Annotated in this window: 19 protein-coding genes; 8 read left to right on the top strand and 11 right to left on the bottom strand. The window is 67.3% G+C overall.

Going from position 1 to position 19,950, the window contains the following annotated elements:
• The first annotated feature begins 8 nt into the window (after window positions 1–8).
• On the top strand, window positions 9–281 hold the full coding sequence (locus ACEVFP_RS14410) for a hypothetical protein (protein WP_375000139.1): 273 nt from the start codon (window positions 9–11) through the stop codon (window positions 279–281).
• Between the two features lie 137 nt (window positions 282–418).
• Here ACEVFP_RS14410 and ACEVFP_RS14405 read toward each other — a convergent pair whose 3' ends face one another.
• Entirely contained in the window at window positions 419–2,083 is a 1,665-nt protein-coding gene (locus tag ACEVFP_RS14405) for an alkaline phosphatase (protein WP_375000138.1), read from the bottom strand.
• A gap of 186 nt (window positions 2,084–2,269) precedes the next feature.
• The gene (locus ACEVFP_RS14400) at window positions 2,270–2,629 is read right to left on the bottom strand and encodes a hypothetical protein (protein ID WP_375000137.1); all 360 of its coding nucleotides are present in this window, start codon (window positions 2,627–2,629) and stop codon (window positions 2,270–2,272) included.
• A gap of 204 nt (window positions 2,630–2,833) precedes the next feature.
• On the opposite strand from ACEVFP_RS14400, the gene ACEVFP_RS14395 reads away from it, so the two are divergent.
• Both ACEVFP_RS14395 and lnt read left to right on the top strand, forming a co-directional pair.
• Window positions 2,834–3,388, top strand: a complete 555-nt coding sequence (locus tag ACEVFP_RS14395; RefSeq protein ID WP_375000136.1) for a copper resistance protein CopC — start codon at window positions 2,834–2,836, stop codon at window positions 3,386–3,388.
• Window positions 3,389–3,618: 230 nt separating this feature from the next.
• On the top strand, window positions 3,619–5,121 hold the full coding sequence (gene lnt / locus ACEVFP_RS14390; RefSeq protein WP_375000135.1) for an apolipoprotein N-acyltransferase: 1,503 nt from the start codon (window positions 3,619–3,621) through the stop codon (window positions 5,119–5,121).
• On the opposite strand, the gene ccsB is transcribed toward lnt, so the two are convergent.
• The 7 genes from ccsB to ACEVFP_RS14355 all read right to left on the bottom strand — a co-directional run bounded on the left by ccsB (window position 5,081) and on the right by ACEVFP_RS14355 (window position 11,590).
• Window positions 5,081–6,004: a c-type cytochrome biogenesis protein CcsB gene (gene ccsB / locus ACEVFP_RS14385; protein WP_375000134.1), complete on the bottom strand. Its 924-nt coding sequence runs from the start codon at window positions 6,002–6,004 to the stop codon at window positions 5,081–5,083. The two genes, lnt and ccsB, sit on opposite strands and share 41 nt — an antisense overlap.
• A complete protein-coding gene (locus ACEVFP_RS14380) occupies window positions 6,001–7,593 on the bottom strand; it encodes a cytochrome c biogenesis protein ResB (RefSeq protein ID WP_375000133.1) in 1,593 nt (530 codons plus the stop codon). The genes ccsB and ACEVFP_RS14380 overlap by 4 nt, the downstream gene beginning before the upstream one ends.
• A gap of 88 nt (window positions 7,594–7,681) precedes the next feature.
• On the bottom strand, window positions 7,682–8,425 hold the full coding sequence (locus ACEVFP_RS14375; protein ID WP_375000132.1) for a cytochrome c biogenesis CcdA family protein: 744 nt from the start codon (window positions 8,423–8,425) through the stop codon (window positions 7,682–7,684).
• The gene (locus ACEVFP_RS14370) at window positions 8,422–8,982 is read right to left on the bottom strand and encodes a TlpA family protein disulfide reductase (protein WP_375000131.1); all 561 of its coding nucleotides are present in this window, start codon (window positions 8,980–8,982) and stop codon (window positions 8,422–8,424) included. Before ACEVFP_RS14370 ends, ACEVFP_RS14375 begins: the two co-directional genes overlap by 4 nt.
• 8 nt (window positions 8,983–8,990) lie before the next feature.
• A complete protein-coding gene (locus ACEVFP_RS14365; RefSeq protein ID WP_375000130.1) occupies window positions 8,991–9,491 on the bottom strand; it encodes a hypothetical protein in 501 nt (166 codons plus the stop codon).
• A 54-nt stretch (window positions 9,492–9,545) separates the two neighbouring features.
• A complete protein-coding gene (locus tag ACEVFP_RS14360; RefSeq protein WP_375000129.1) occupies window positions 9,546–9,995 on the bottom strand; it encodes a hypothetical protein in 450 nt (149 codons plus the stop codon).
• A gap of 260 nt (window positions 9,996–10,255) precedes the next feature.
• Window positions 10,256–11,590 (bottom strand): peptidoglycan DD-metalloendopeptidase family protein, encoded by a 1,335-nt coding sequence (locus ACEVFP_RS14355; RefSeq protein ID WP_375000128.1) that lies wholly within the window; start codon window positions 11,588–11,590, stop codon window positions 10,256–10,258.
• A gap of 322 nt (window positions 11,591–11,912) precedes the next feature.
• Between ACEVFP_RS14355 and ACEVFP_RS14350 the strand changes: the two genes are divergently transcribed.
• The 4 genes from ACEVFP_RS14350 (at window position 11,913) to ACEVFP_RS14335 (ending at window position 16,577) form a co-directional block, all read left to right on the top strand.
• A complete protein-coding gene (locus ACEVFP_RS14350) occupies window positions 11,913–12,287 on the top strand; it encodes an ArsR/SmtB family transcription factor (RefSeq protein ID WP_375000127.1) in 375 nt (124 codons plus the stop codon).
• 120 nt (window positions 12,288–12,407) lie between these two features.
• Window positions 12,408–13,346 (top strand): cation diffusion facilitator family transporter, encoded by a 939-nt coding sequence (locus ACEVFP_RS14345; RefSeq protein WP_375000126.1) that lies wholly within the window; start codon window positions 12,408–12,410, stop codon window positions 13,344–13,346.
• A 50-nt stretch (window positions 13,347–13,396) separates the two neighbouring features.
• On the top strand, window positions 13,397–14,194 hold the full coding sequence (locus tag ACEVFP_RS14340; protein ID WP_375000125.1) for a helix-turn-helix transcriptional regulator: 798 nt from the start codon (window positions 13,397–13,399) through the stop codon (window positions 14,192–14,194).
• 88 nt (window positions 14,195–14,282) lie between these two features.
• Window positions 14,283–16,577: an MMPL family transporter gene (locus ACEVFP_RS14335; protein ID WP_375000124.1), complete on the top strand. Its 2,295-nt coding sequence runs from the start codon at window positions 14,283–14,285 to the stop codon at window positions 16,575–16,577.
• 45 nt (window positions 16,578–16,622) lie between these two features.
• Here ACEVFP_RS14335 and ACEVFP_RS14330 read toward each other — a convergent pair whose 3' ends face one another.
• On the bottom strand, window positions 16,623–18,251 hold the full coding sequence (locus ACEVFP_RS14330; RefSeq protein ID WP_375000123.1) for an ABC transporter permease: 1,629 nt from the start codon (window positions 18,249–18,251) through the stop codon (window positions 16,623–16,625).
• Window positions 18,248–19,123 carry an ABC transporter ATP-binding protein gene (locus ACEVFP_RS14325; protein WP_375000122.1) on the bottom strand — a complete coding sequence of 292 codons (876 nt, stop codon included), beginning with the start codon at window positions 19,121–19,123 and terminating at the stop codon, window positions 18,248–18,250. The genes ACEVFP_RS14330 and ACEVFP_RS14325 overlap by 4 nt, the downstream gene beginning before the upstream one ends.
• Window positions 19,124–19,327: 204 nt before the next feature.
• Between ACEVFP_RS14325 and ACEVFP_RS14320 the strand changes: the two genes are divergently transcribed.
• Window positions 19,328–19,933, top strand: a complete 606-nt coding sequence (locus tag ACEVFP_RS14320; RefSeq protein WP_375000121.1) for a TetR/AcrR family transcriptional regulator — start codon at window positions 19,328–19,330, stop codon at window positions 19,931–19,933.
• Window positions 19,934–19,950: the final 17 nt, after the last annotated feature.

Below are 19,950 nucleotides of genomic sequence, written 5' to 3'. Positions count from 1 at the left end.
CTTGGGGCATGCTCTCGGCTGCGCTCACATCATCGGCGGCTGGTGTGTCATCGTCTGTGCTGGCCACGGACGGGATCATCGTGATGGCGATACCGGCTTTCGTGCCCGCCGTCCTGCTGGTGGGCATCGTGCTGTACATCGCACGCAAGGACCGCATGGACGAGCTGGAGGAAACGACGACGGCCGGCAGCGGAGCTGAAGACGTGCCGCCGGCATCACCCGGAGAGACAAACCATGCTGGAGTCGACCGCGGCGGTGAAAGGTCACCGGACGCACGTTGACCTCGACCCAGCTCCCTCACTCGCCGAGCGTCGAAGCGCAGACGCTGCAGAGACGCAGCTGTGCTCATGTCCGCGTCATGCGGGCCCGGCCGCCGGACGGCGACCGGGCCCTTGGCAGACACTGCCTGGGTGTTTGCTCAGCGCTTGGTCACACGCACCGTCTTCGTCGTGGTGGTCTTGCCACCCTTGCCCGACGCGTTGAGGGTGAATGTCACCTTCCCGGGCTGGGCCTCGCGCAGCTTGACCACGAAGGACCCACCCTTGGTGGACACCTTCTCGGTGGCGATCTTCTTTCGTCCCTGCGTGGCGGTCAGCGTGGCCTTGCTCGCATCGGAGAAGCCGGTCGTGAGTCGCACTCCCTTGTGCGCCTCGGACGGGCTCACCGACGAGGGTGCCTTGAGCGTCGCCGTCGGCTTCGGGTGTGAGGTCGGTGGCGGGGTGGGCTTGGTTCCCGATGCGCCGCGGGCCATGATGCCGAACAGGTCCGTCTGGTCGATCGTGCCGGTGACGTTCGCGGCCTGCGGGCCGCTGGCGGCCACCCGGATCTGTGAACCGGTGTGCGCCGACCCCTCGTCCTGCGTCGAGTAGGCCACCGTCAGGGGGTCTCCGTCGGCGGTCCGGACCGTTGCGGTCTGCTTGCCGCCGTCGGCGCTGCCGACGATCTGTGTGGAGTGTGCGTGGTCGGCGGTCACGATGATCAGCGTGTCGGGGTTGCTCTTCTGGTACTCCAGGGCCACCTTGACGGTCGCGTCGATCTCGCGCAGGTCGCCGATGGCGCCGCAGATGTCGGAGGCGTGCTCCTGCTTGTCGATCATGGCGCTCTCGGTCTGCAGGAAGAAGCCCTTCTTGTTGTCGAGCAGCTCGATCGCCTTCCCGGTCATCTCCGACAGCGACGGCTCGTCCCCGCGGTCGGCGTCCGAGCACTGCGTGTCCGGGCCGCCGGCTCCGCCCGGCTGGGCGACGAGCGGCTCGTAGTGAGGCGTCATGTTGCCCTCGGAGAACAGGCCCAGGATCGGGCCCTCCTCGAGAGAGCCCACCGAATCGAGCTCGGAGCGGTCCGAGACGACGTTGTAGTCGAGCTCCTCGGTGGCGTAGTCGCTGACGGTGCCGCCCTCGTCGGCCTCCTGCGCGAAGCGCTGGGCGCCGCCGCCGAGGATCACGTCGATCTCGTTGTCCACCAGCTGCTCGGCGATCGAGCCCTTGCCGCCGTTGGCCTTCTGCGCCTCGGTGCAGGTCTCCAGGTCCTCGGGTCCCTGACAGGCCCGGTTGTTGATGCTGGTCGCCGCGGCCGCCGGCGTGGCGTCGGTGAGCTCGGCCGTCGACACGTTCCCGGTGCGCTTGCCCGCGTCGCGGTACTTCTGCAGGACGGTCTCATAGTCCTCGCCGGGCACCTCGAGATCCGTGCTCGGCCCCTGGGAGACACGACTGTCCACCGTCTTCTTCCCGGTCGACCAGGCGCTCGCCGTCGGTGCGGAGTCCGAGACGTAGGCGATGGGATAGTCCGGCCCCTCACCGACCTTGTACCCGTGGGTGGTCATAGCCCCGGTGAACGGCAGCTCGTCGAGCGCGAACCGGCCGTCTGCGCCCAGCTCGTAGTTGCGGGCGGCGGTGATCATGGAGTCGTCCATGCCGTCGCCGATGATCAGGATGACGTTGCGCGGCTTCTGCGGGTCGATCTTCGAGGCCAGCTCGGCCGAACGGTCCTCGGCGCCGCCTGAGGCGCCGATGGCGGTGGTGCCGGCCAGCGCCAGGGCGCCGACGACGGCCGCAGTGCCGAGCACGCGCGTGAGACGACTGTTCACGGTGATCCTTTCGAGATGTCTGAATACCTGAGACTGTTGCTCTCGGGCGGCCGGAAGGCCACACTGTCGTGGCCATCAGGTGAACCCCGGGTTGCGTCCACCAGAAGTCCGCCCGGTCAGGCCCCGTGCCGCGGGATTCGTCGTGCGGCGTGACTCGTCACGTGCCGCGGCCAGATCGGACTGTTCTCAGTCCCGCTGTTCAGGATCGGAGTCTGAAGCTGGGTCCCAACTGTTGAAGAGCACGGAGGCGGTCGAGCGAATGATCGCGTGCGCGGCGACGAAGCCCGCGACGAGTAAGAGTGCGAATGCTGTGTCTCGAAACATGTTGTCCAGGGTCGCTGTGCCTCGGATGTCTGGACTGGCCGCGATGACGATCAGGGCGGAGATGGCGTATAGCGACACGCAGGTTGCCGCCGCGACGGTGGTGGCTCGCAGAGTGATCCGCAGCTTCGACGTGTTGGCCGCCATGGTCGGACTGATGGATCTGGTGAGGCGGAGGCCCATGAGGGCGCCGCCGACCGACGCCACGAGCAGAGGGAACCACATGGGTAGGTCTTCTCTCGATCAGTGGTACGAGGGGTGGCACAGTGAGAACTGATGCGGCCGACGAGCCTGCCGGGTGATAACCGGCTTCTCTTCACCGCACATTCTACTACAGTGTGTAGTATGTGTTTCACGGGCCGACCCCGCCCGTGGAATCCGGGTCGATCTCGAGGAGTAGAGACCTTGCGAAGAAGAGTGCCAACGACCGTGCTTCTGATACTGGCGGCGGCGCTGGTGCCTTCGGCGGCCAGCGCACACGCCTCGCTTGTCGACTCCAACCCCAAGAACGGCCAGCAGCTCACGGAAGTTCCCGATGCTTTCACGGTGACGCTGAATGAGTCGGTCGCGGGGCCGACCCAGATTGCTGTGGTGACCGACAAGGGCGAGCAAGTCGCCACCGAGGAAGCACAGATCAACGGCAGAACGGTTTCAACGCGGGTTGACGACGTGGATGCTCTTCCTTCTGGCGACTACGTCATGTCATACCGCCTGGTCTCGGCCGATGGACACGTTGTCTCAGGCACTGTCGACTTCGGGATCGATCTGCCGCAACGGACCGCGGCTCCCACCCCGTCGCCCGACGGGGTCGGTGAGAGCGAGACGCCGCCGCAGGGCGCCTCCGCCGAGGATGCTGCATCTGGAGGCGACCTGACGGCCACCGTCGTGTGGGTTTCCATCCTGCTGGTCGTCTTCGCAATGCTGCTGATCGGCGTCCGCTGGCGGGTCCGATCCGATAATGGCGGCAAGCACCCGGATCCCTGAGACTTCGGCGCCCCAGTCCCGACCCTCGTTGGCACTGCTGAATGCTGAGCGAAGTCGAGTGTGGTGGGCACTTCCGCTGACTCTGCCACGTTGACCCGAGGACAGGTTTGCATGGAATCGGATGGGCGCGACGCCGGCTATCGAACAGGAGCACGTCGATGCGAGTGCCCGACCGGCCACCCGTTGCCCGTCAGATCAGGGTGGCGGCGCTGAGTGCTGCCGGAGCGGGCATGCTGCTGTTGCTCGCGTTCAGCTTCCCGTCGTGGGGATTGCTCAGTGTGCTGGCAATGAGCCTGTTGTGGGTCGGCCTTCGAGAGGCGAACCTGGCCAGCGCCACCGTCGTGGGGACGGTTACCGGGCTCGTCTTCTTCCTGGGTCACTTGTACTGGCTCGACGCCTCCATCGGTCGTGAGGCCTGGGTGATCCTCGCGATCACCCAGACGGTGTATGTGATGCTCGCGTGCGTCGCTATCCGAGCCGTGATGGTGCTGCCGGCTGCACCACTGTGGTGTGCCCTGATCTGGACCTCGGTAGAGACGCTCCGCGCCTCCTGGCCCCTTGGGGGGATGCCGTGGGGACGCTTGGGGTATTCGGTCGTCGAGACGCCGGCGAATGGCCTGCTGCCTGCTCTTGGCGTCGACGGCACCAGCGCGACCCTTGCGCTGTCGGGGTTCCTGCTCGGTCAGACGGTGAGCCGTGCCGGCTCAGTGCGAGCGAGGCTTCTGTCGTTCGCGGGGGCAGGAGGGCTCATCGTCACAGCGATCTGGCTGCCGGTAGGTCAGGACTCGTCCGGGTCTCTACGAGTGGCAGTAGTCCAAGGCGGCGTTCCCAGCGATGGCACCGACCTGCTGCGATTCCATCGAGAGGTGACACGCAACCACGTGAGCGCGACGACCACGCTGGCCGCGCAACTTCGAGAACGTTCGCGACAAGTCGATCTGGTGCTATGGCCGGAGAACTCCACCGCGGTCGACCCGATGTCCGATAGCAGCACCCGCGCCTTGCTCGAAGACGTGACTGAGGAGTTGGATGCTCCGTTGGTCTTCGGCGGAATCGCGGACGGTCCGACCTCGGCGTCAGCCTTCAACAGGACGTTCATCTGGGACCGAGGGGCCGACCGGGTGCAGCCGCGCGCTGCATACACGAAGCAGCATCTCGTGCCCTTTGGTGAGTATCTTCCATGGCGGTCGCTCATCGAGGATTGGTCGCCTCGGTTCGACATGATCCCACGCGACATGCTGCCCGGGAAGAACGGCCAGACGGCAACTATCGCCGGCACTCGTCTTGCTGTCGCGATCTGCTTCGACATCGCGTACGACGACGTTGTGCCCGACCAGGTGCGCCGTGGAGCCTCAGCGGTCCTGGTGCAGACGAGCAACGCCACGTTCTTCGGTACCGGCCAGCTCGACCAGCAATTGACCATCACCAGGGCGCGCGCCCTGGAGTCCGCTCGATCGGTCGTTGTGGCTTCGACCAACGGCCTCTCCGCTGTCGTCGCTCCCGACGGGCGAGTGCGCGACAGCGCGCCCCGGGGCACGACAGCCACCCTGGTGTCCCAGATCGACCTCAGCGAATCGATCACGCCAGCAGTCGCGTGGCAGACCGCTCGGCAAGCAGGTATGGCTGCTTTGACGGCACTGTCGATCGTCGCGGCCGCATGGCTGGCGTCGGCACGTCGGACGGCTGCTGAGACTACTTGGCGTAGGAGTGCAGACCGGAGCCGAAGAGGTTGATGCCGTAGTAGCTGAACAGGAAGGTCGCGAAGCCGATGATGGCGATGATGGCGGCGCGCTTGCCCTTCCAGCCGGCGGTCGCGCGGGCGTGCAGGTAGCCGGCGTAGACGACCCAGGTGATGAACGCCCAGACCTCCTTGGGGTCCCAGCCCCAGTAGCGCCCCCAGGCGTAGTGCGCCCAGATCGGTCCGGCGATCAGCGCGCCGAACGTCCACAGCGGGAAGCCGACGGCGTTGACGCGGTAGGCGAGCTGGTCCATGACGGCCGATTCCGGAAGTCGGGCCAGCAGGCCGCCGATCGATCCACGCTGCTCAGCGCGATGGCGGATCAGGTAGAGCACCGACGACGCCGCGCCGACGAGGAAGAACGCGCCGGAGAGCATGACGGCCGCGACGTGGATGACCAGCCAGTAGGAGTGCAGCGACGGCACGAGCGGGCCGGCGGGGACGTAGGTGGACATCGCCATCCCCAGGAAGATCAGCAGGACGCCGTTGACGATGCCGCCCAGCCACTGGATCCCGGACAGCTTGACCATGACCAGGTAGACGGTCAGGGCGATCGCCGAGCCGCCGACGCCGAACTCGTACATGTTGCCCCACGGGACCCGGTCGGCCGCGATGCCGCGGGTGATGAACCCGACCCACAGCAGCACGGTTCCAAGAACTGTGAGTGAGACGCCGACCGATGCCAGCACGTCGGAGCGGTGCGGCTCTGTGCGTTCGGCCGGTTGGGGCGCTTCTGCACCACCGACTCCGACGGGGTCGGGAGCGACCTTGCGGGCCAGGCCCCACTCGGCCATGTGGGCCAGGAATGCGAGTGCGACCACGATCGTGCCCGAGGCGACGGTGTAGTTGGACAGCTGGGCGATGGTCTCGGTGTTCACGTCGGGTCCTCGATTCTGTCGGCGTTGCTGCTGGATTGGAGACTGAGGGTCTGCTTCAGATGTTGGGTCAGGTCATCGAGGTCATTGGGCAGGTCGTCACGCGGGACACGGTCGATCGCGGCGACCTCGACCCGCGTGACGGAGCCGTGCTGTCGGGCTCTGACCCAGGTGCGCCGTGGTCGGATGATCAGGGAGAGCACCAGGCCGGCGACTCCGATGCTGATGCCGGACAGCGGCAGCCAGGCGAGGGGAGTCGAGGCGATCTGGAAGCGGGCGAAGAGCAGCAGGTCGGAGAACTCGATGGAGCCGCCGTTGGGCAGGTCCGCGACTTGTCCAGGGCTCAGGCTGACGCGGAACGGGGTGCCGTCATCGTTCTCCAGCTGGGTGAGCCGGGACTTGTCGAGCGTGTAGACCGACTGGGGGAGACCGTCGTCGAGTCCGAGGTCGCCCTCGTAGACGAACAGTCCGACCAGCGGATTGACCGGGCCGGGAAAGGCCGACACGGAGGCCTCGTCCTCGTCTGCGCTGACGGCCGTGGGGAGGAAGAAGCCCTGGAACCCCAGTTGTGTCGGTGCGGCGTCGGGCGCCTTGATCACGCCGTTGGAGGTGTACGTGCCGTCCTGGGGAAGGAAGGGGACCGGCTGGTCGAAGACGGTGTCGCCTTCGGCGTCGGTCACCTTGATGGCGGGGGCGTAGCCCTGGCCGACGAGGAAGACCGATCCTCCGTCGAGCGACAGGGGCTGGTTGACCTCGATCTCGAACTCCTCGACTGCTCCGGCGGGGTCCTCGCTGTAGGTGCCGGAGGCGCGGAACAGTCGGGGTGCGCCCCGTTGGGGGCCCTCGGTCCAGAACCGCGTCGTCATCTGCTCGAGCGTGAGGGAGAACGGTGGCAGGTCGTCGGTGTCGTACAGCGGGCCGGAGGCGAACTCGTCGTACTGGGTCAGGACGTTGGTGAATCCGTCACCTTGCACGACGATCGCCGCGCCTCGGTAGCCGAACAACGCGCCGACGGCGACACCGACCAGGACGATGACGACCGAGACGTGGAAGAGGAGGTTTCCGAGCTCGCGCAGGTACCCCTTCTCCACGCGGACCTCGCTGGAGGCGCCCTCGGTGACGACGTCGATCCGAGCCGGCAGCAGGCGGGGTCCGGCGAGCACCCGCCGGGCGGCCGCGGTGACCTCCTCAGGTGGTACGTCGGTCTCGAACGCTGCAGCGGCCGGGAGCCGCTCCAGCCGCTTGGGGGCCTTGGGCGGTCTTGCCCGCAGCGCCCGAAGGTAGACCCCCGTCCGGGGCACGATGCAGCCGATGAGGGAGATCATCAGGAGCAGATAGATGGCGCTGAACCACGGCGAGGTGTAGACGTCGAAGAACCCGAACCGGTCCAGCCACGGCGCCAGCTCCGGGTTGCGGGAGAAGAAGGCCTCAGTCGCCCTGGAGTCGACTCCCCGTTGCGGAACCACCGATCCCGGGACGGCCGCGATGGCCAGCAGCAGGAGCAGGAGCAGCGCGGTGCGCATCGAGGTCAGCTGACGCCACGTCCAACGCAGAGTCTGGACGGTGGACAGGGCAGGTGTCGGGTCACTCATCGATCGTCAGCTCCTCTGGCCGTTCGCCGCAGTGGGCGGGACTGTCTCGGCGCGCTCTCGGGTAGCCGGGCAGCACGGGCGTCGCCCTTCACAGCGGTGCCACATAGCCCAGAGCCCAGCCCTGGAGCTGGGTGATCAGCGTCTGCCACAGTCCGGTGAGCAGCAGCACGCCGACCAGGATCATCAAGAGTCCGCCGGCGATCTGAACTCCCCGTTGGTGTCGGCGGACCCACCCCACGGCTCCCAGCATTCGGCGATAGGTCATGGCGGCGGCGATGAACGGAACTCCGAGCCCGACGCAGTACATGGCGGTCAGGAAGGCGCCCCGTCCGGCGTCGGCCTCGGAGGTCGACATCGACAGGACGGTGGCCAGGGTCGGTCCCAGGCACGGTGTCCACCCGATGCCGAACATCGCGCCCAGCAGCGGTGCGGCTGCGATCCCGATGCGGGGGATGCTGGTGAACCGGACGTTCTGTTGTCCGAAGCGGGTGAGTCCGATGAACCCGAGGCCGAGACCGATGGTCAGCACGCCGAGCACCATGTTGATGGCCTGTTGGTGTTCCAGCAGCCTGAAGCCGATGGCGCCGAAGATGGCACCGTAGGAGATGAACACCGCACTGAATCCCAGGACGAACAGGGAGGCGCCGAGCGTGACCCGGGCTCGATGGCCTGCGATGTCGACACCGGAGATCCCACTGACGTAGGACAGGTATCCAGGTAGCAGTGGCACCAGACATGGGGAGAAGAAGGACACGAGCCCGGCGAGGACCGCGATCGCTGCTGCGATGAGGAGCGGGCCGGAGGCGACCGTGTCACCGACGGCCGAGATCAAGGCGCATCCGCACCTTCGGCCTGCACGTCCTCGATCAAGGCGGTGAGGGTCGAGTACGTCACCTGATCGAGCACCCGCACGGCTACTCGTCCCTGGCGGTCGAGGACATAGGTGGTCGGCACCGCCACGGCCGGCAAGGGCTCGGCGAACTCGCGCAGCAGGGTGCCGCCGGAGTCGCTGATGCTCGGATAGGGCACCTTCTCCTTGCGGGCGAAGGCCAGCGACGTGGCCGCGCTCTCGCGCACCGCGATACCCAGGAACTCCACATCGGGTGCCGTCTCGCGAGCTGCCCTGTTCAGATCGGGTGTCTCGGCACGACACGGTGGACACCACGAGCCCCAGACATTGACCACGACGACCTTGCCACGCCAGCCGGCGACGTCGACAGCGTCGCCCTCCAGATTGGCGCCGGAGACCTCCGGCCCGGCGATACGGTCCTCCGGTGCCACTTGGACGATGCCCGAAGCCACCCCGGTGTCTTCATTGCCCGCCTTGTCGACCTGTCCGCCGATGCCACATGAGGCGAGGGCCAGGCCGATTGCGACCCAAGCGCCCACGCGCCGGATCATTCGTCGGCCGCCTGGCCCGCGCCCAAGGCCGACCGGAGCTTCTCCCGCTCGACGACCATGCGCTCGGCTATCCCTCTGAGCTCCTCGTGTCTTCCGCGCTCAAGGTGGCTTCGCGCCCGAGCGAGAGCTCCCTCGCTGGACTCAGCGAGTTGGTCCGGCACGGTTGGCCCGACCGTCTGGGGTGCAGAGTGCTGCTCGACGTCCTCGACGTGTTTGAGAGCCTCGGCCAGGTCGGGCACCATGACGTCGTCTCGGTCCGCCATGTCGGAGAGGGCATCGAGTTCAGCTTCAGTCAAGCGCGCGAACTCACGGACGACCTGAGCCTGCGACGGGTCGAGCGAACCGGCCGCGTCCTGAACCGCGGCGAGATCGACCCGGAGATGAGCAACGGAATCGGTGATGAAGTCGCGATCGGCGATGTTGAGGGATGGGCTGTCTGACGAAGCGCCGGAACATCCGGACAGCGCCAACAGCAGTGCTGCTGCCGTGGTCTTCACGTGAGGTCCTGAGGTCGGGATCGAAATCTGGTTGCTGGGGGCGCGGCGCGTCCCTCAGCAGATCAGCCGACCACTCAGATGAGGAAAGGAGAGCGAGCCCGTGTACGGCGCGCATACGATTGGACGTGACCGCTTCGTGGCGGGCGCCCTCCACGACCCCTGCTTGCGACGGATCGATACCGCCGCGATCAGCAGCGCGATGAGACAGAGCAAGACCCCGCCACAGGTCACCAGCGAGTCGCCCGGAACAGGGGCGGAATCAGGATGGGCTGTGGGGTCGCCGCTGCTCGCGACGGTCTCCGGCGTGAGCGAGGAGGTTGTAGCGGTGCCAGAGTCAGACGTGGGCACGACCTCATGGCTTGACCCGAGCACGGCAAGAACGATCGCCAATGATGCGGCGATACCTATGGCGATCACGATCCGAGCGGAACGCTGCACGACAGCGATCATCGCCACGGTGACATTCCTCCCGCCAGTGGTCGACTCCAGACGTTTACTACGCATCGTAGTATGCCACGTCGTGACGGCTCGAGGTCACAGCCGTTCAACGTCCCCGGATTCCCAAGAGTTCCCGCTGCATCCACGTCTCTTTCCGACCCGCCTCAACGGGCGAGCATGCCCTGGCGGGCGGACCCGGGCTGAGAGCCGTGCCGGGCGTCACGCACTGAGCGCTAGGTCGCGCCGTTTGAACCAGGTGGCGCCCATGCACGCGAGGAGGGGTCCATGGTCGAGTCGTTGAGCAGCTCAACGACGGTTTGAGCCACTCAGAGCAGACCCATGGGATTTGTGGTCTGGCCATTGGCGATGGCCATCCAGTGCAGATGGCATCCGGTGGACATGCCGGTGGTGCCGGAGTACCCGATGATCTCACCGCGGCTGACCCTTGCCCCTGGCCTCTTCAGCGCGGGACGGATCATGTGGTTGTACGTCGTCGCGACGCTCCGACCGCCGCGGACGCCATGGTTGATGATGAGACGGTTTCCGTAAGCGGAGTTGTAGTAGCGCTCCAGCACTCTTCCGCTGGCGGCCGCGCGAATGGGCGTGCCACAGGGAGCGCTGAAGTCGGTGCCGTCATGCAACTTGTAGACACCGGTAATCGGGTGAACCCGCATACCGTATTGGGAGGTGATGGGACCGGCGACCGGACGGATGAAACCTTCGCCGCCGGAGGAGTTACCACCCCCGCCTCCTCCTCCGCCGCCACCGGAGGAGCTCCCGCCACCGCCGCCTCCTCCACCGCCGCCACTGTTGTTGCGGCGACGCTGCTCACGCAGCTCCTTGGCGGCCAGAGCGGCCAGACGGGAGTTGAGGCTGTCACGCTCGGACTCGTAGGCCTGCAGGGTCTTGGCGTCCTCACGACGGATCTTCTCGGTCTCGCTGCTCTTGGCCTCGCGGGCCTCGACGAGCTCCCCGACCTCGGCGGCCTGCGCCTCTGCTGCGGCCTCGAGCTCCTGCTTCTCCGCCAGGTTGGCTGCGGCCGCCTCGCGGGCCACGGCCACCTCGTCGCGCAGCTCCTCCACCTCGTCACGGTTGAGCTGGAGCATGACGCGTGATGCCGCGAGCTTCTGCATCGTGGACACCTGGGCATCGCTGATGGAGTTGTTCATGCTCATGCGCTCGGTGAAGTCCGACGGATCAGCCCCGCTGAGGAGCTCACCGAAGGTCCGCATCCCGCGGTCGCCCTCCTGCAACGACTCGACCGTGAACTGCTCGACCTTCTTCTCCGAGCCCCGCAGCCTGGCCTCGCCGCGCTTGAGGCGAGCGATCGCCTTCTCCAGCTTCTGCTCGGCATCTTCGAGCTCTCGCTGCATCCGGGCGTCCTCGGCCTCCGCGACGGCGAGCTGACCCCTCGTCTTGCGCAGCGTGGTCTCGGCCGCATCCAGGCGCGCCTGCGCCTTGTCGAGTGCAGCCTTGGCGTTGGCGAAGGCCTTGCTGGACTGGTCGTAGCTCTTCTGTGCGCCGTCGATCTTGCCGCTCACGCCACGACGTTCACGCTCCAGGTCGTCGCGTGAGTCAGCGATGACGGGTTGGGTGAACCCGGCCACGAGTGCGGCCGTGATGATCGCGGCGAGCGCCGTCTTGCGTGAGGTTGAAGCCATGTCCTCGACCTAGGGGAAGGTCCATCGGGCGGATCCCGATGGTGTCGATGTGACGGGTGTTGCTGATGTGACTCTAGTGTCTCGGCCTCAAACGTCAAAGGTGCTTGCGTGCCATCACGAGTTTCAAGATGGGCGCGAGCAGCACCGCCACACCGGCTGAGTACCCTTTCCCGCCACGACGCCCTGCCATAGGAACCGCGCCGTGACCTGGTCCAACGCCGTGCGTGAGTGCCCGTTGACGACGATGCACATGACCGCTCGACCCCGCGCGATCAGAGCCCCACCCATGGACGTGAATCATGGCGGGCGATATCATCGCTTTATGACGATGCAAGAGGTTGGCGGAGTGGCTGAGCTTGATGAGTTGATGTCGCGGTCGGCCGCGGCGTGCCTGTTCCATGCCCTGAGCGACAGCACTCGCCTGCAGGTGGTGCAGCACCTGCTGACGGGGCCACATCGAGTGGTCGACCTCAAGGAGCACCTCGGCTTGGCCCAGTCGACCGTCTCGGCCCACGTGGCCTGCCTGAAGGATTGCGGCCTGCTGGATGCGACGCCGGTGGGACGTTCGACCATGTACACGTTGTCGCATCCAGTGGCGACCGCCGACTTCCTGCGCGCGGCCGAGGAGCTGCTGCTGGTGACCGGGTCCGCCGTGGTGCTGTGCCCGCGTCACGCGGCCAGCGACCACGACCGGTGACTGCCGGCACCAGATTCCTCACAATAGATCGTCGCTTGACGATGTGATCGTCTGTGAGCGATGATAGGCACACGCCGGGCTGCGCATGCCTGGACATCGACGCAAAGAGGAGTGCCTGACATGGGCGCTGGACACGACCACGCACCGGATCCCACCGAGATCGCCGCGGCACCGGACTACCGCCGCCGGCTCGCGATCGCCTTCGGGCTGACCGCGACGATCGTCGTCGCCCAGGCAGTCGGCTCCGTGATGACGGGAAGCCTCGCCCTGCTGACCGACACCGCCCACGCCTTCACCGACGCCAGCGGCCTGCTGGTCGCGCTTATTGCTGCCACGCTCATGCTGCGGCCCGCCAGTGACAAGCGCACCTGGGGATTCAGGCGGATCGAGGTGATCGCCGCGCTGGGGCAGGCGACCCTGCTGACCGTCGTCGGCGTCTACGTCGCCATCGAGGGCGTCCAGCGGCTCTTCGAGCCACCTGAGGTGCCCTCCACGGAGCTCTTGATCTTCGGCATCATCGGCCTGAGTGCCAACCTCGTCGCCATCGCGGTACTGGCCTCGGGCCGCGGGGCGAACTTCAACATGCGCGCGGCGTTCCTGGAGGTGCTCAACGACGCCCTCGGCTCGCTCGGTGTCATCGTGGCCGCGATCGTCATCGCCACCACGGGGTTCCAGCAGGCCGACGCATTGGCGGGCCTGTTCATCGCCGTGCTCATCGTCCCGCGCGCGATCAAGATCATCCGAGAGACGCTCAGCGTCCTGATGGAGTTCACACCCAAGGGGCTCAATCTGGACGAGGTCCGTGACCACATCACCGAGCTTCCCCATGTCACGTCGGTGCACGACTTGCACGCCTCGACCGTCGCCACCGGGCTGCCCACCATCACCGCCCACGTCGTCCTCGACGACGGGTGCTTCACCGACGGGCACGCCCCGGAGATCCTGCAGGACATCAAGGACTGCGTCGCCGAGCACTTCGAGGTCTCGATCCACCACTCAACCTTTCAGCTCGAGACGGAGACGCTCATGGGGAACGAGAAGGTCTGCGCCGACCGGTGACGGTTCCGCGCCGCCACGATGAACTCTTTGATGAGGTCGCTGAGATACCCATGAACCGCCCCCGACCGGTAACCGTCGCTCGGCAGGACGGGTGGAATGGGTTCGGCCTCATCCGGCCCGGGTGGACGCTGTACGTCGGCGGCGTGGGCGCCGCGCGTGAGCACGCGCACCACGCGATCCAGATCGTCGTGTCGGACGACAGCCTCGTGCTCCGCGACGGCTCTGGCCGGACGGTGCGCACCGGCTCCGCGGTGATTCCGGCAAGTTATCCCCACGCTGTGGTGGAGGGTTGCCGGCTCGCGGCGATGCTCTTCGTCGAGCCCGAGGGCGCTGTCGGCCGGGCGATCGCCAGCGGTTCCTCGGGCTCGACGGAGTCGGCGGAAGCGTGGGTCCGGACGGCTGAGAGATTGCGGTGGGACCGGCTGAGCCCTCCGGGTCCCGACCGGCCCGAGCATCTGATCACCGAGATACTGACCGCACTGGGTGTCGATACCTCGTCGTACCCGCGGGCCACGATCCATCCTGCGCTGGAGCGCGCGACAGGTCTGGTGGCGGCGACGCTCGACGGTCCAGTGAACCTGCAGGACGTCGCGGCAGAGGTCGGTCTGTCGGCGAGCAGACTGCGGCACCTGTTCGCCGAGCAGCTGGGCCTGTCATTCCGGCGCTTCGTGCTGTGGCTGCGGCTGCAGCGAGCGGCCGAGGAGGTGCTGTCGGGAGCCACGCTGACCGACGCGGCGCACGCTGCCGGCTTCGCCGATTCCTCACACCTGTCCAACGTCACGCGCGAGACCTTCGGCCTGACTCCCTCGACCTTGGCTCGTGCACTTGCGGACGACCCGTCCTCGTAGCCGTTTCGTCCAAGCCAACCGAGCTGGTTCCGTTCCAGACTTCACACATCGGCCGCACCCGCGGCCGGTGGTGATGGAGGAGGACAACATGGCACCGGCCGCGAGGCAACGATCGCTCGACCACGGACCTTCCGACCCGCGCCAGAGAACCAGGGCCCGGGTTCTCGAACGGCTCGGTCTTGGCGTGTTCCGGCGACGCGGCGTCGTGTTGCTCGTCTCGCTTGTCTCGGTGCTGCTGACGATCCCCTTCGGCTCCGGGGTCACTGAGGAGCTTTCGGAGGGCGGGATCACCGCGACCAACGCCGAGGCCACCCGAGCCGACGACCTCCTCAACAGCAAGTTCGAGGCCGGCGCCCCGCATCTGGTGTTCCTGGTCAAGACCCCCGAGACACACACCGTCGACGACCCGGAGGCAGAGCGTTTCGGCACACGGCTGACTCGCGACCTGGCGGAACAGCCTGGAGTAGTCCAGGCCGAGTCGTACTGGACGCTGGCCGGTGCGCAGCCGCTGCGTGGCGAGGACGATCGCGCGGCGCTGGTACTGGTGCGCCTTGCCGGCGACGAGAACGAGGTCAACAAGGCTGCAGAGCGCATCGTCCCGGACCACGTGGGTACCACGGAAGGGTTCGAGGTCGAGGCGACCGGAGCGGCCCAAGTACGGGTCGAGGTGAACGAGCAGAGCGATGCCGACCTCGTGCGCGCCGAGCTCATCGCAGCCCCGCTCACGCTGCTGATCCTGATCCTGGTCTTCCGTGGTCTGGTCGCCGCGCTCGCCCCGCTGGCGGTCGGCGCGTTGGCCGTAGTGGGGACCTTCGCGCTGCTCAAGCTCTTCAACTACGCGATACCGGTGTCGGTCTTCGCGGTGAACATCACCATCGCGCTCGGCTTCGGACTGGCGATCGACTACAGCCTGTTCGTCGTGACACGGTTCCGCGAGGAGCTCGCGACAGGCGCGAGCGTCCGCGAGGCCGTCGCCACCACCGTGAGAACCGCGGGCCGCACCGTGCTGTTCTCCGCCGTCACGGTGGCCATCTCGCTGTCATCACTCCTGCTGTTCCCCATGGACTTCCTGCGCTCGTTCGCCTACGCCGGCATCGCCGTGGTGGCATTGGCCGCCGTGGGGGCAGTGGTCGTCCTGCCCGCACTGCTGTCGGCCCTCGGTCACCGCATCGACATGTGGAGCCTGCAACGACTGCTCGGACGCCGGAGTCGCGAGGACGGATCACAGATCCGATCGGGGTTCTGGCACCGTTGGTCGCTGCTGGTGATGCGCCGCCCGTGGCCCTTCTTCCTGATCGCCACCGCCGTGCTGGTGGTGGCCGGCACCCCCTTCCTCGGCGCCACCTTCGGCGAGAGCGACGACCGCGTCCTGCCGCCGTCCGCGCCCGCGCACGTGGCCGCACAGCACATTCGTGACAACTTCACGACCCGTGAGGACACGCCGATCACCGTGGTGCTCACCGAGGTTGGTGCCGCCGAGGAGACGGTCGGCCACTACGCTGGTGAGCTGTCACGACTCGACGGGGTGACCCGCGTCGACGCCGGCACCGGTTCCTACGTCGACGGACAACGGGCAGCACCCCCGGGGCCGGGCAGCGAACGGTTCGACGCCCCGGTCGGCACGTGGGTCTCGGTCATCTCCGAGCCCGAGGCCTATTCCCCCGAGGGCGGGGAGCTCGTCGAGCGCATCCGCGAGGTCTCCGCGCCGTCAGCGGAGGTGCTGGTGGGCGGCCAAGCGGCACAGCTGGTCGATGCCCGCGACAGCATCGGATCGGTGCTGCCCTGGGCCCTGCTGTTCATCGCCACGGCAACACTGGTGCTCCTCTTCCTGTTCACCGGCAGCCTGCTCATCCCGCTCCAGGCGATCATCATGAACCTGCTGAGCCTCACGGCCACCTTCGGCGCCATGGTGTTCATCTTCCAGGACGGCAACCTGCGCTCACTCGTGGGCGACTTCACCGTCACCGACACGATCAACATCCGGATGCCCATCCTAATGTTCTGCGTCGCCTTCGGGGTATCGATGGACTACCAAGTCTTCATGCTCTCCAGGATCAAGGAACGCTGGGACCAGACCCACGACACGATCGCGTCGGTCGCCTGGGGACTGCAGCGCGTCGGCAGGCTCGTCACCGCCGCCGCGTTGATCATCGCCGTCGTGCTCCTGGCCTTCGCCACATCCGGCCTCACCCCGGTCAAGCTCCTCGGAGTGGGACTCGCCATCGCCGTGCTCGTCGACGCCACAGTGATCCGCGGAGCCCTGATGCCCTCGATGCTCAGAATATTCGGGGAAGCCAACTGGTGGCTGCCCGGATGGCTGCGCCGCGTTCACGACAAGTTCGGTTTGTCCGAGGCCGAACCGCAGACCCGCGCTAACCCGTAGCCACGGCACCATCCTCGAGCCCGAGTGACGAACGAGATCCAGACTTCAGCCGCTCGCCAGGTCGCGCTTGAGCAGGCGTGGCATCGCCAGCGTGGTGACTACCATCGCCGCGGCAAGGAGCACGGTGACTGCGAGACCATCGACCGGCTCCACGGGGACCCGTCCGATCAGCTCGAGCGGGGAGATGTCCCGCGCCCACCCGGGGAGCTGGAGTGTCTCGCCGAGCAGCGCGACGACGGTGGCCCAGAGCAGCAGCAGCCATCCTGCGGCTGACCAGCGCACTCTCGCGGAGAGCAGGATCCAGCCGGCACCGGTGATCAAGGCCGCTGGAGCAGCGTAGGGGAGCGTCGCCGAGAGGGCGTCACCGAGACTTGCGTCTCCGTCCGTCGTCATGGCGGTCAGCTCGAAGGCCAGACCGCCGATGACCAGGGTGAGGACGACCTGTGCGTAGACGGTCACGACGGCGATGAGCCAGAACCTGCTCCGTGGCAACCTGGTGGAGAAGATCAGTCCGATACGTCCCGCCGTCTCCTCGGCGGCGAACCGGCCCACCGCGTGCAGTCCGGTGGCAGCGGCCAGCAGTCCGATCAGCACGCTTGCGATGTAGAGCATCAGGTCTCCCGCGTTGTTCGTGTCGCCCGCCAGCGCTTCGGCAAGCGTCGGGTTGTTCTCGAGAACGGTGCGCATCTCCTCGGCCAGCAGCCCGGCGGCCGCGCCCCACGCGAAGGCACCGAGCCACCAGGCCAGCGCCGAGCGGCCCGCCAGGTGGATGATCAGGGCCAGCGGTCCGCGCAGGGTGCCCGTCGCCGGACCGCGCCGTGGGGCGATGACCCCGCCGCCGAGGTCTCGGTGGTTGCGTGCCTGGACGGCGCCGACGTGCAGAGCGATGCCGAGCACCGCCAGGGCTACGTAGGGCCACCAGGGCGGTTCGTCGTTGAAGGGTCGTGCTTCGGCGAGCCAGCCCATGGGTGTGGCCCACCCGAGGTCCCAGGACCGACCGTCGACCACTGCCCGAACCAGGAACGTCACGCCGAGCGCCGCGCAGGCCACGGTGGCCGCCGACCGGGCGGACTGGCACATCTCCGCCGCCACGAACCCGACCCCGGCCGCGCACCAGAGGAACAGCCCCAGGGCCAGCACGAAGCGCAGCGTTCCAGCGGTGGGGTAGTCCGTCGTGGCGGCGGCCGTGGCGATGGTCAGGCACGAGAGGACGATCAGCGATGCGACCAGGAGGAACGCCGACGTCAGCGGGGCGAGCCGCCCGACTCGCATCGAGGTCAGGAGATCGGTCCTCCCGAGATCCTCCTGGGCGCGGGTGACGCGGATGGCCGTCATCATCACGACCGCAGGAAGGATCAGGAGGCCGAAGAAGCCGACCTCGTAGGCCGCGACGCCGCCCGTCGTGTCCAGGTCGAACGGTCGCCCGTTGAACGCCGCCGTGGCGGGCGAGGAACCCAGGGTCGCCTGGTAGACCTCCAGCGAGCGAGGGTCGCCGTAGAGGTCCTGGATGCTGAGCATGATCGCCGTCACGGTGCCCGCGACGGCGAGGAACACGATCGCCGACGCCAGCCGCATGGTCCGCAGCTGAAGCCGGAACAGCGGGACGACGCCTCTGAGCACGCCGCCACCGGCCGTGGCCGCGTTCGGGGTGCTCACGGTCGATGTGGCGCTCATGAGTCCTCGCTCCGGTAGTGGCTCTGGAACAGCTCGTCCAGGGTGGGCGGCTGCACCGTCAGCGTCGCCGGCTCGTACGCCAGGACCGAGGAGACGACGGCGTTCAGCCGAGCCGGTTCGACCCGAAAGCTCGTGTGGACGCCGTGCGGTTCCTCGCGCGTGTGGACGGCCGTGATGCCCGGCTGTGTCTCGAGCCCTGCGATCCGGGCGGTCGTGGTGGCCTCGATGCTGGAGGCCGCCTCGCTGCGCAGCTCGGCCAGGGTCCCGGACCGGACGATCCTGCCCGACTTGATGATGGCCACTTGTTCACAGAGCGCCTCGACCTCGCTCATGATGTGGCTCGAGAGCAGTACGGCCGCGCCTGCGTCCACCCGCTCGCGCACGACTGCCTGGAACTGTGCCTCCATGAGAGGGTCCAGGCCGCTGGTGGGCTCGTCGAGCAGGAGCAGCTCGGCGTCGGTGGACAGCGCCGCGATCAGCGCGACCTTCTGACGGTTGCCCTTGGAGTACGTGCCGGTGCGCTTGGTCGGGTCGAAGTCGAACCGCTCGACCAGCTCCGATCGTCGGGTCGCATTGGCCTTGCCCTGCAACGCACCGAGGAGGTCGATGCACTCACCTCCGGTCAGACCCGGCCACAGCGACACGTCGCCTGGGACGTAGGCCACGGAATCGTGCGCCTGGACCGACTGTCGCCATGCGTCGAACCCGAACAGGGTCGCCCGGCCGGCATCGAGCTTGAGCTGACCGAGCAGCGCACGAATGGACGTCGACTTGCCGGCACCGTTCGGACCGAGGAACCCGACCACCTCACCTGCCTCGACGCGCAGGTCCACGGCATCCAGTGCGAGCACTGAGCCGAACCTCTTCCTCATCCCGGTCGCTTCGAGCACTGGAGCTGTCATGAGGGGGCCTTTCGAACGGTTCCTTGGTCTGTGAGGGCCACGTGGCGCGGCCACTGATAGAATATGAGGAATTATTCGCATTTTGTACTCGCATCTGGAGGCGTCCCCTTGGCTCCGAGGCCGCGGTCCTACCGGCCCCGCAAACTGCCGCAGCAGGCCCGTTCGCGTCAGACGGTGGACCGCATCCTGGCGGCAGCGGCTCGCGTTTTCGGTGAGAACGGCTACGCATCGACGACGACCGACCACATCGCGACGGCGGCCGGGCTGTCCGTTGGCTCCCTCTACCAGTACTTCCCAAGCAAGGACGCCATCCTGCACGAGCTGGCCATCGCCCACATCGACGAGGCCGACGCGGCCATCGACGACGCGATCGGCCCCGGCGCCGGGAACCGCACGCTGCAGGACTGGGTGGAACCCCTCGTCACCGCCGTCGTCGACCTTCATGCGGTCGACCCGCACCTGCAGCGCGTGATCTTCGACCAGGCGCCACGCTCGCCCGAGCTCGTCGAACGATTCGCGGCAAGCCAGTCCGCGGCCATCGGGCTGATCGCCGATCAGCTCCGGGAGGAGCCGGGGCTCGACCATGAGGATGCGACCCGGACCGCACTGTTCGTCGCGGCCCTCATCGAGTCACTCACCCACCAGTTCATCGGCACCGGCCTCATCGACCGCCACGCCCTCGTCCTGGAACTCACAACGGTGGTGAACGCCTACCTGTCCGTCAAGACGCAGGCCGGGCCTGCCACGCCAGGGGCGCCAGCACCGAACGCCCGGCGGTGAAACGGGCAGGGACAACG

Source organism: Aeromicrobium sp. CTD01-1L150, from assembly GCF_041951745.1.
Classification (GTDB): Bacteria; Actinomycetota; Actinomycetes; order Propionibacteriales; family Nocardioidaceae; genus Aeromicrobium.
Note: the sequence above shows the minus strand (reverse complement) of the source record. Positions and strands in the feature narration are given on the sequence as shown.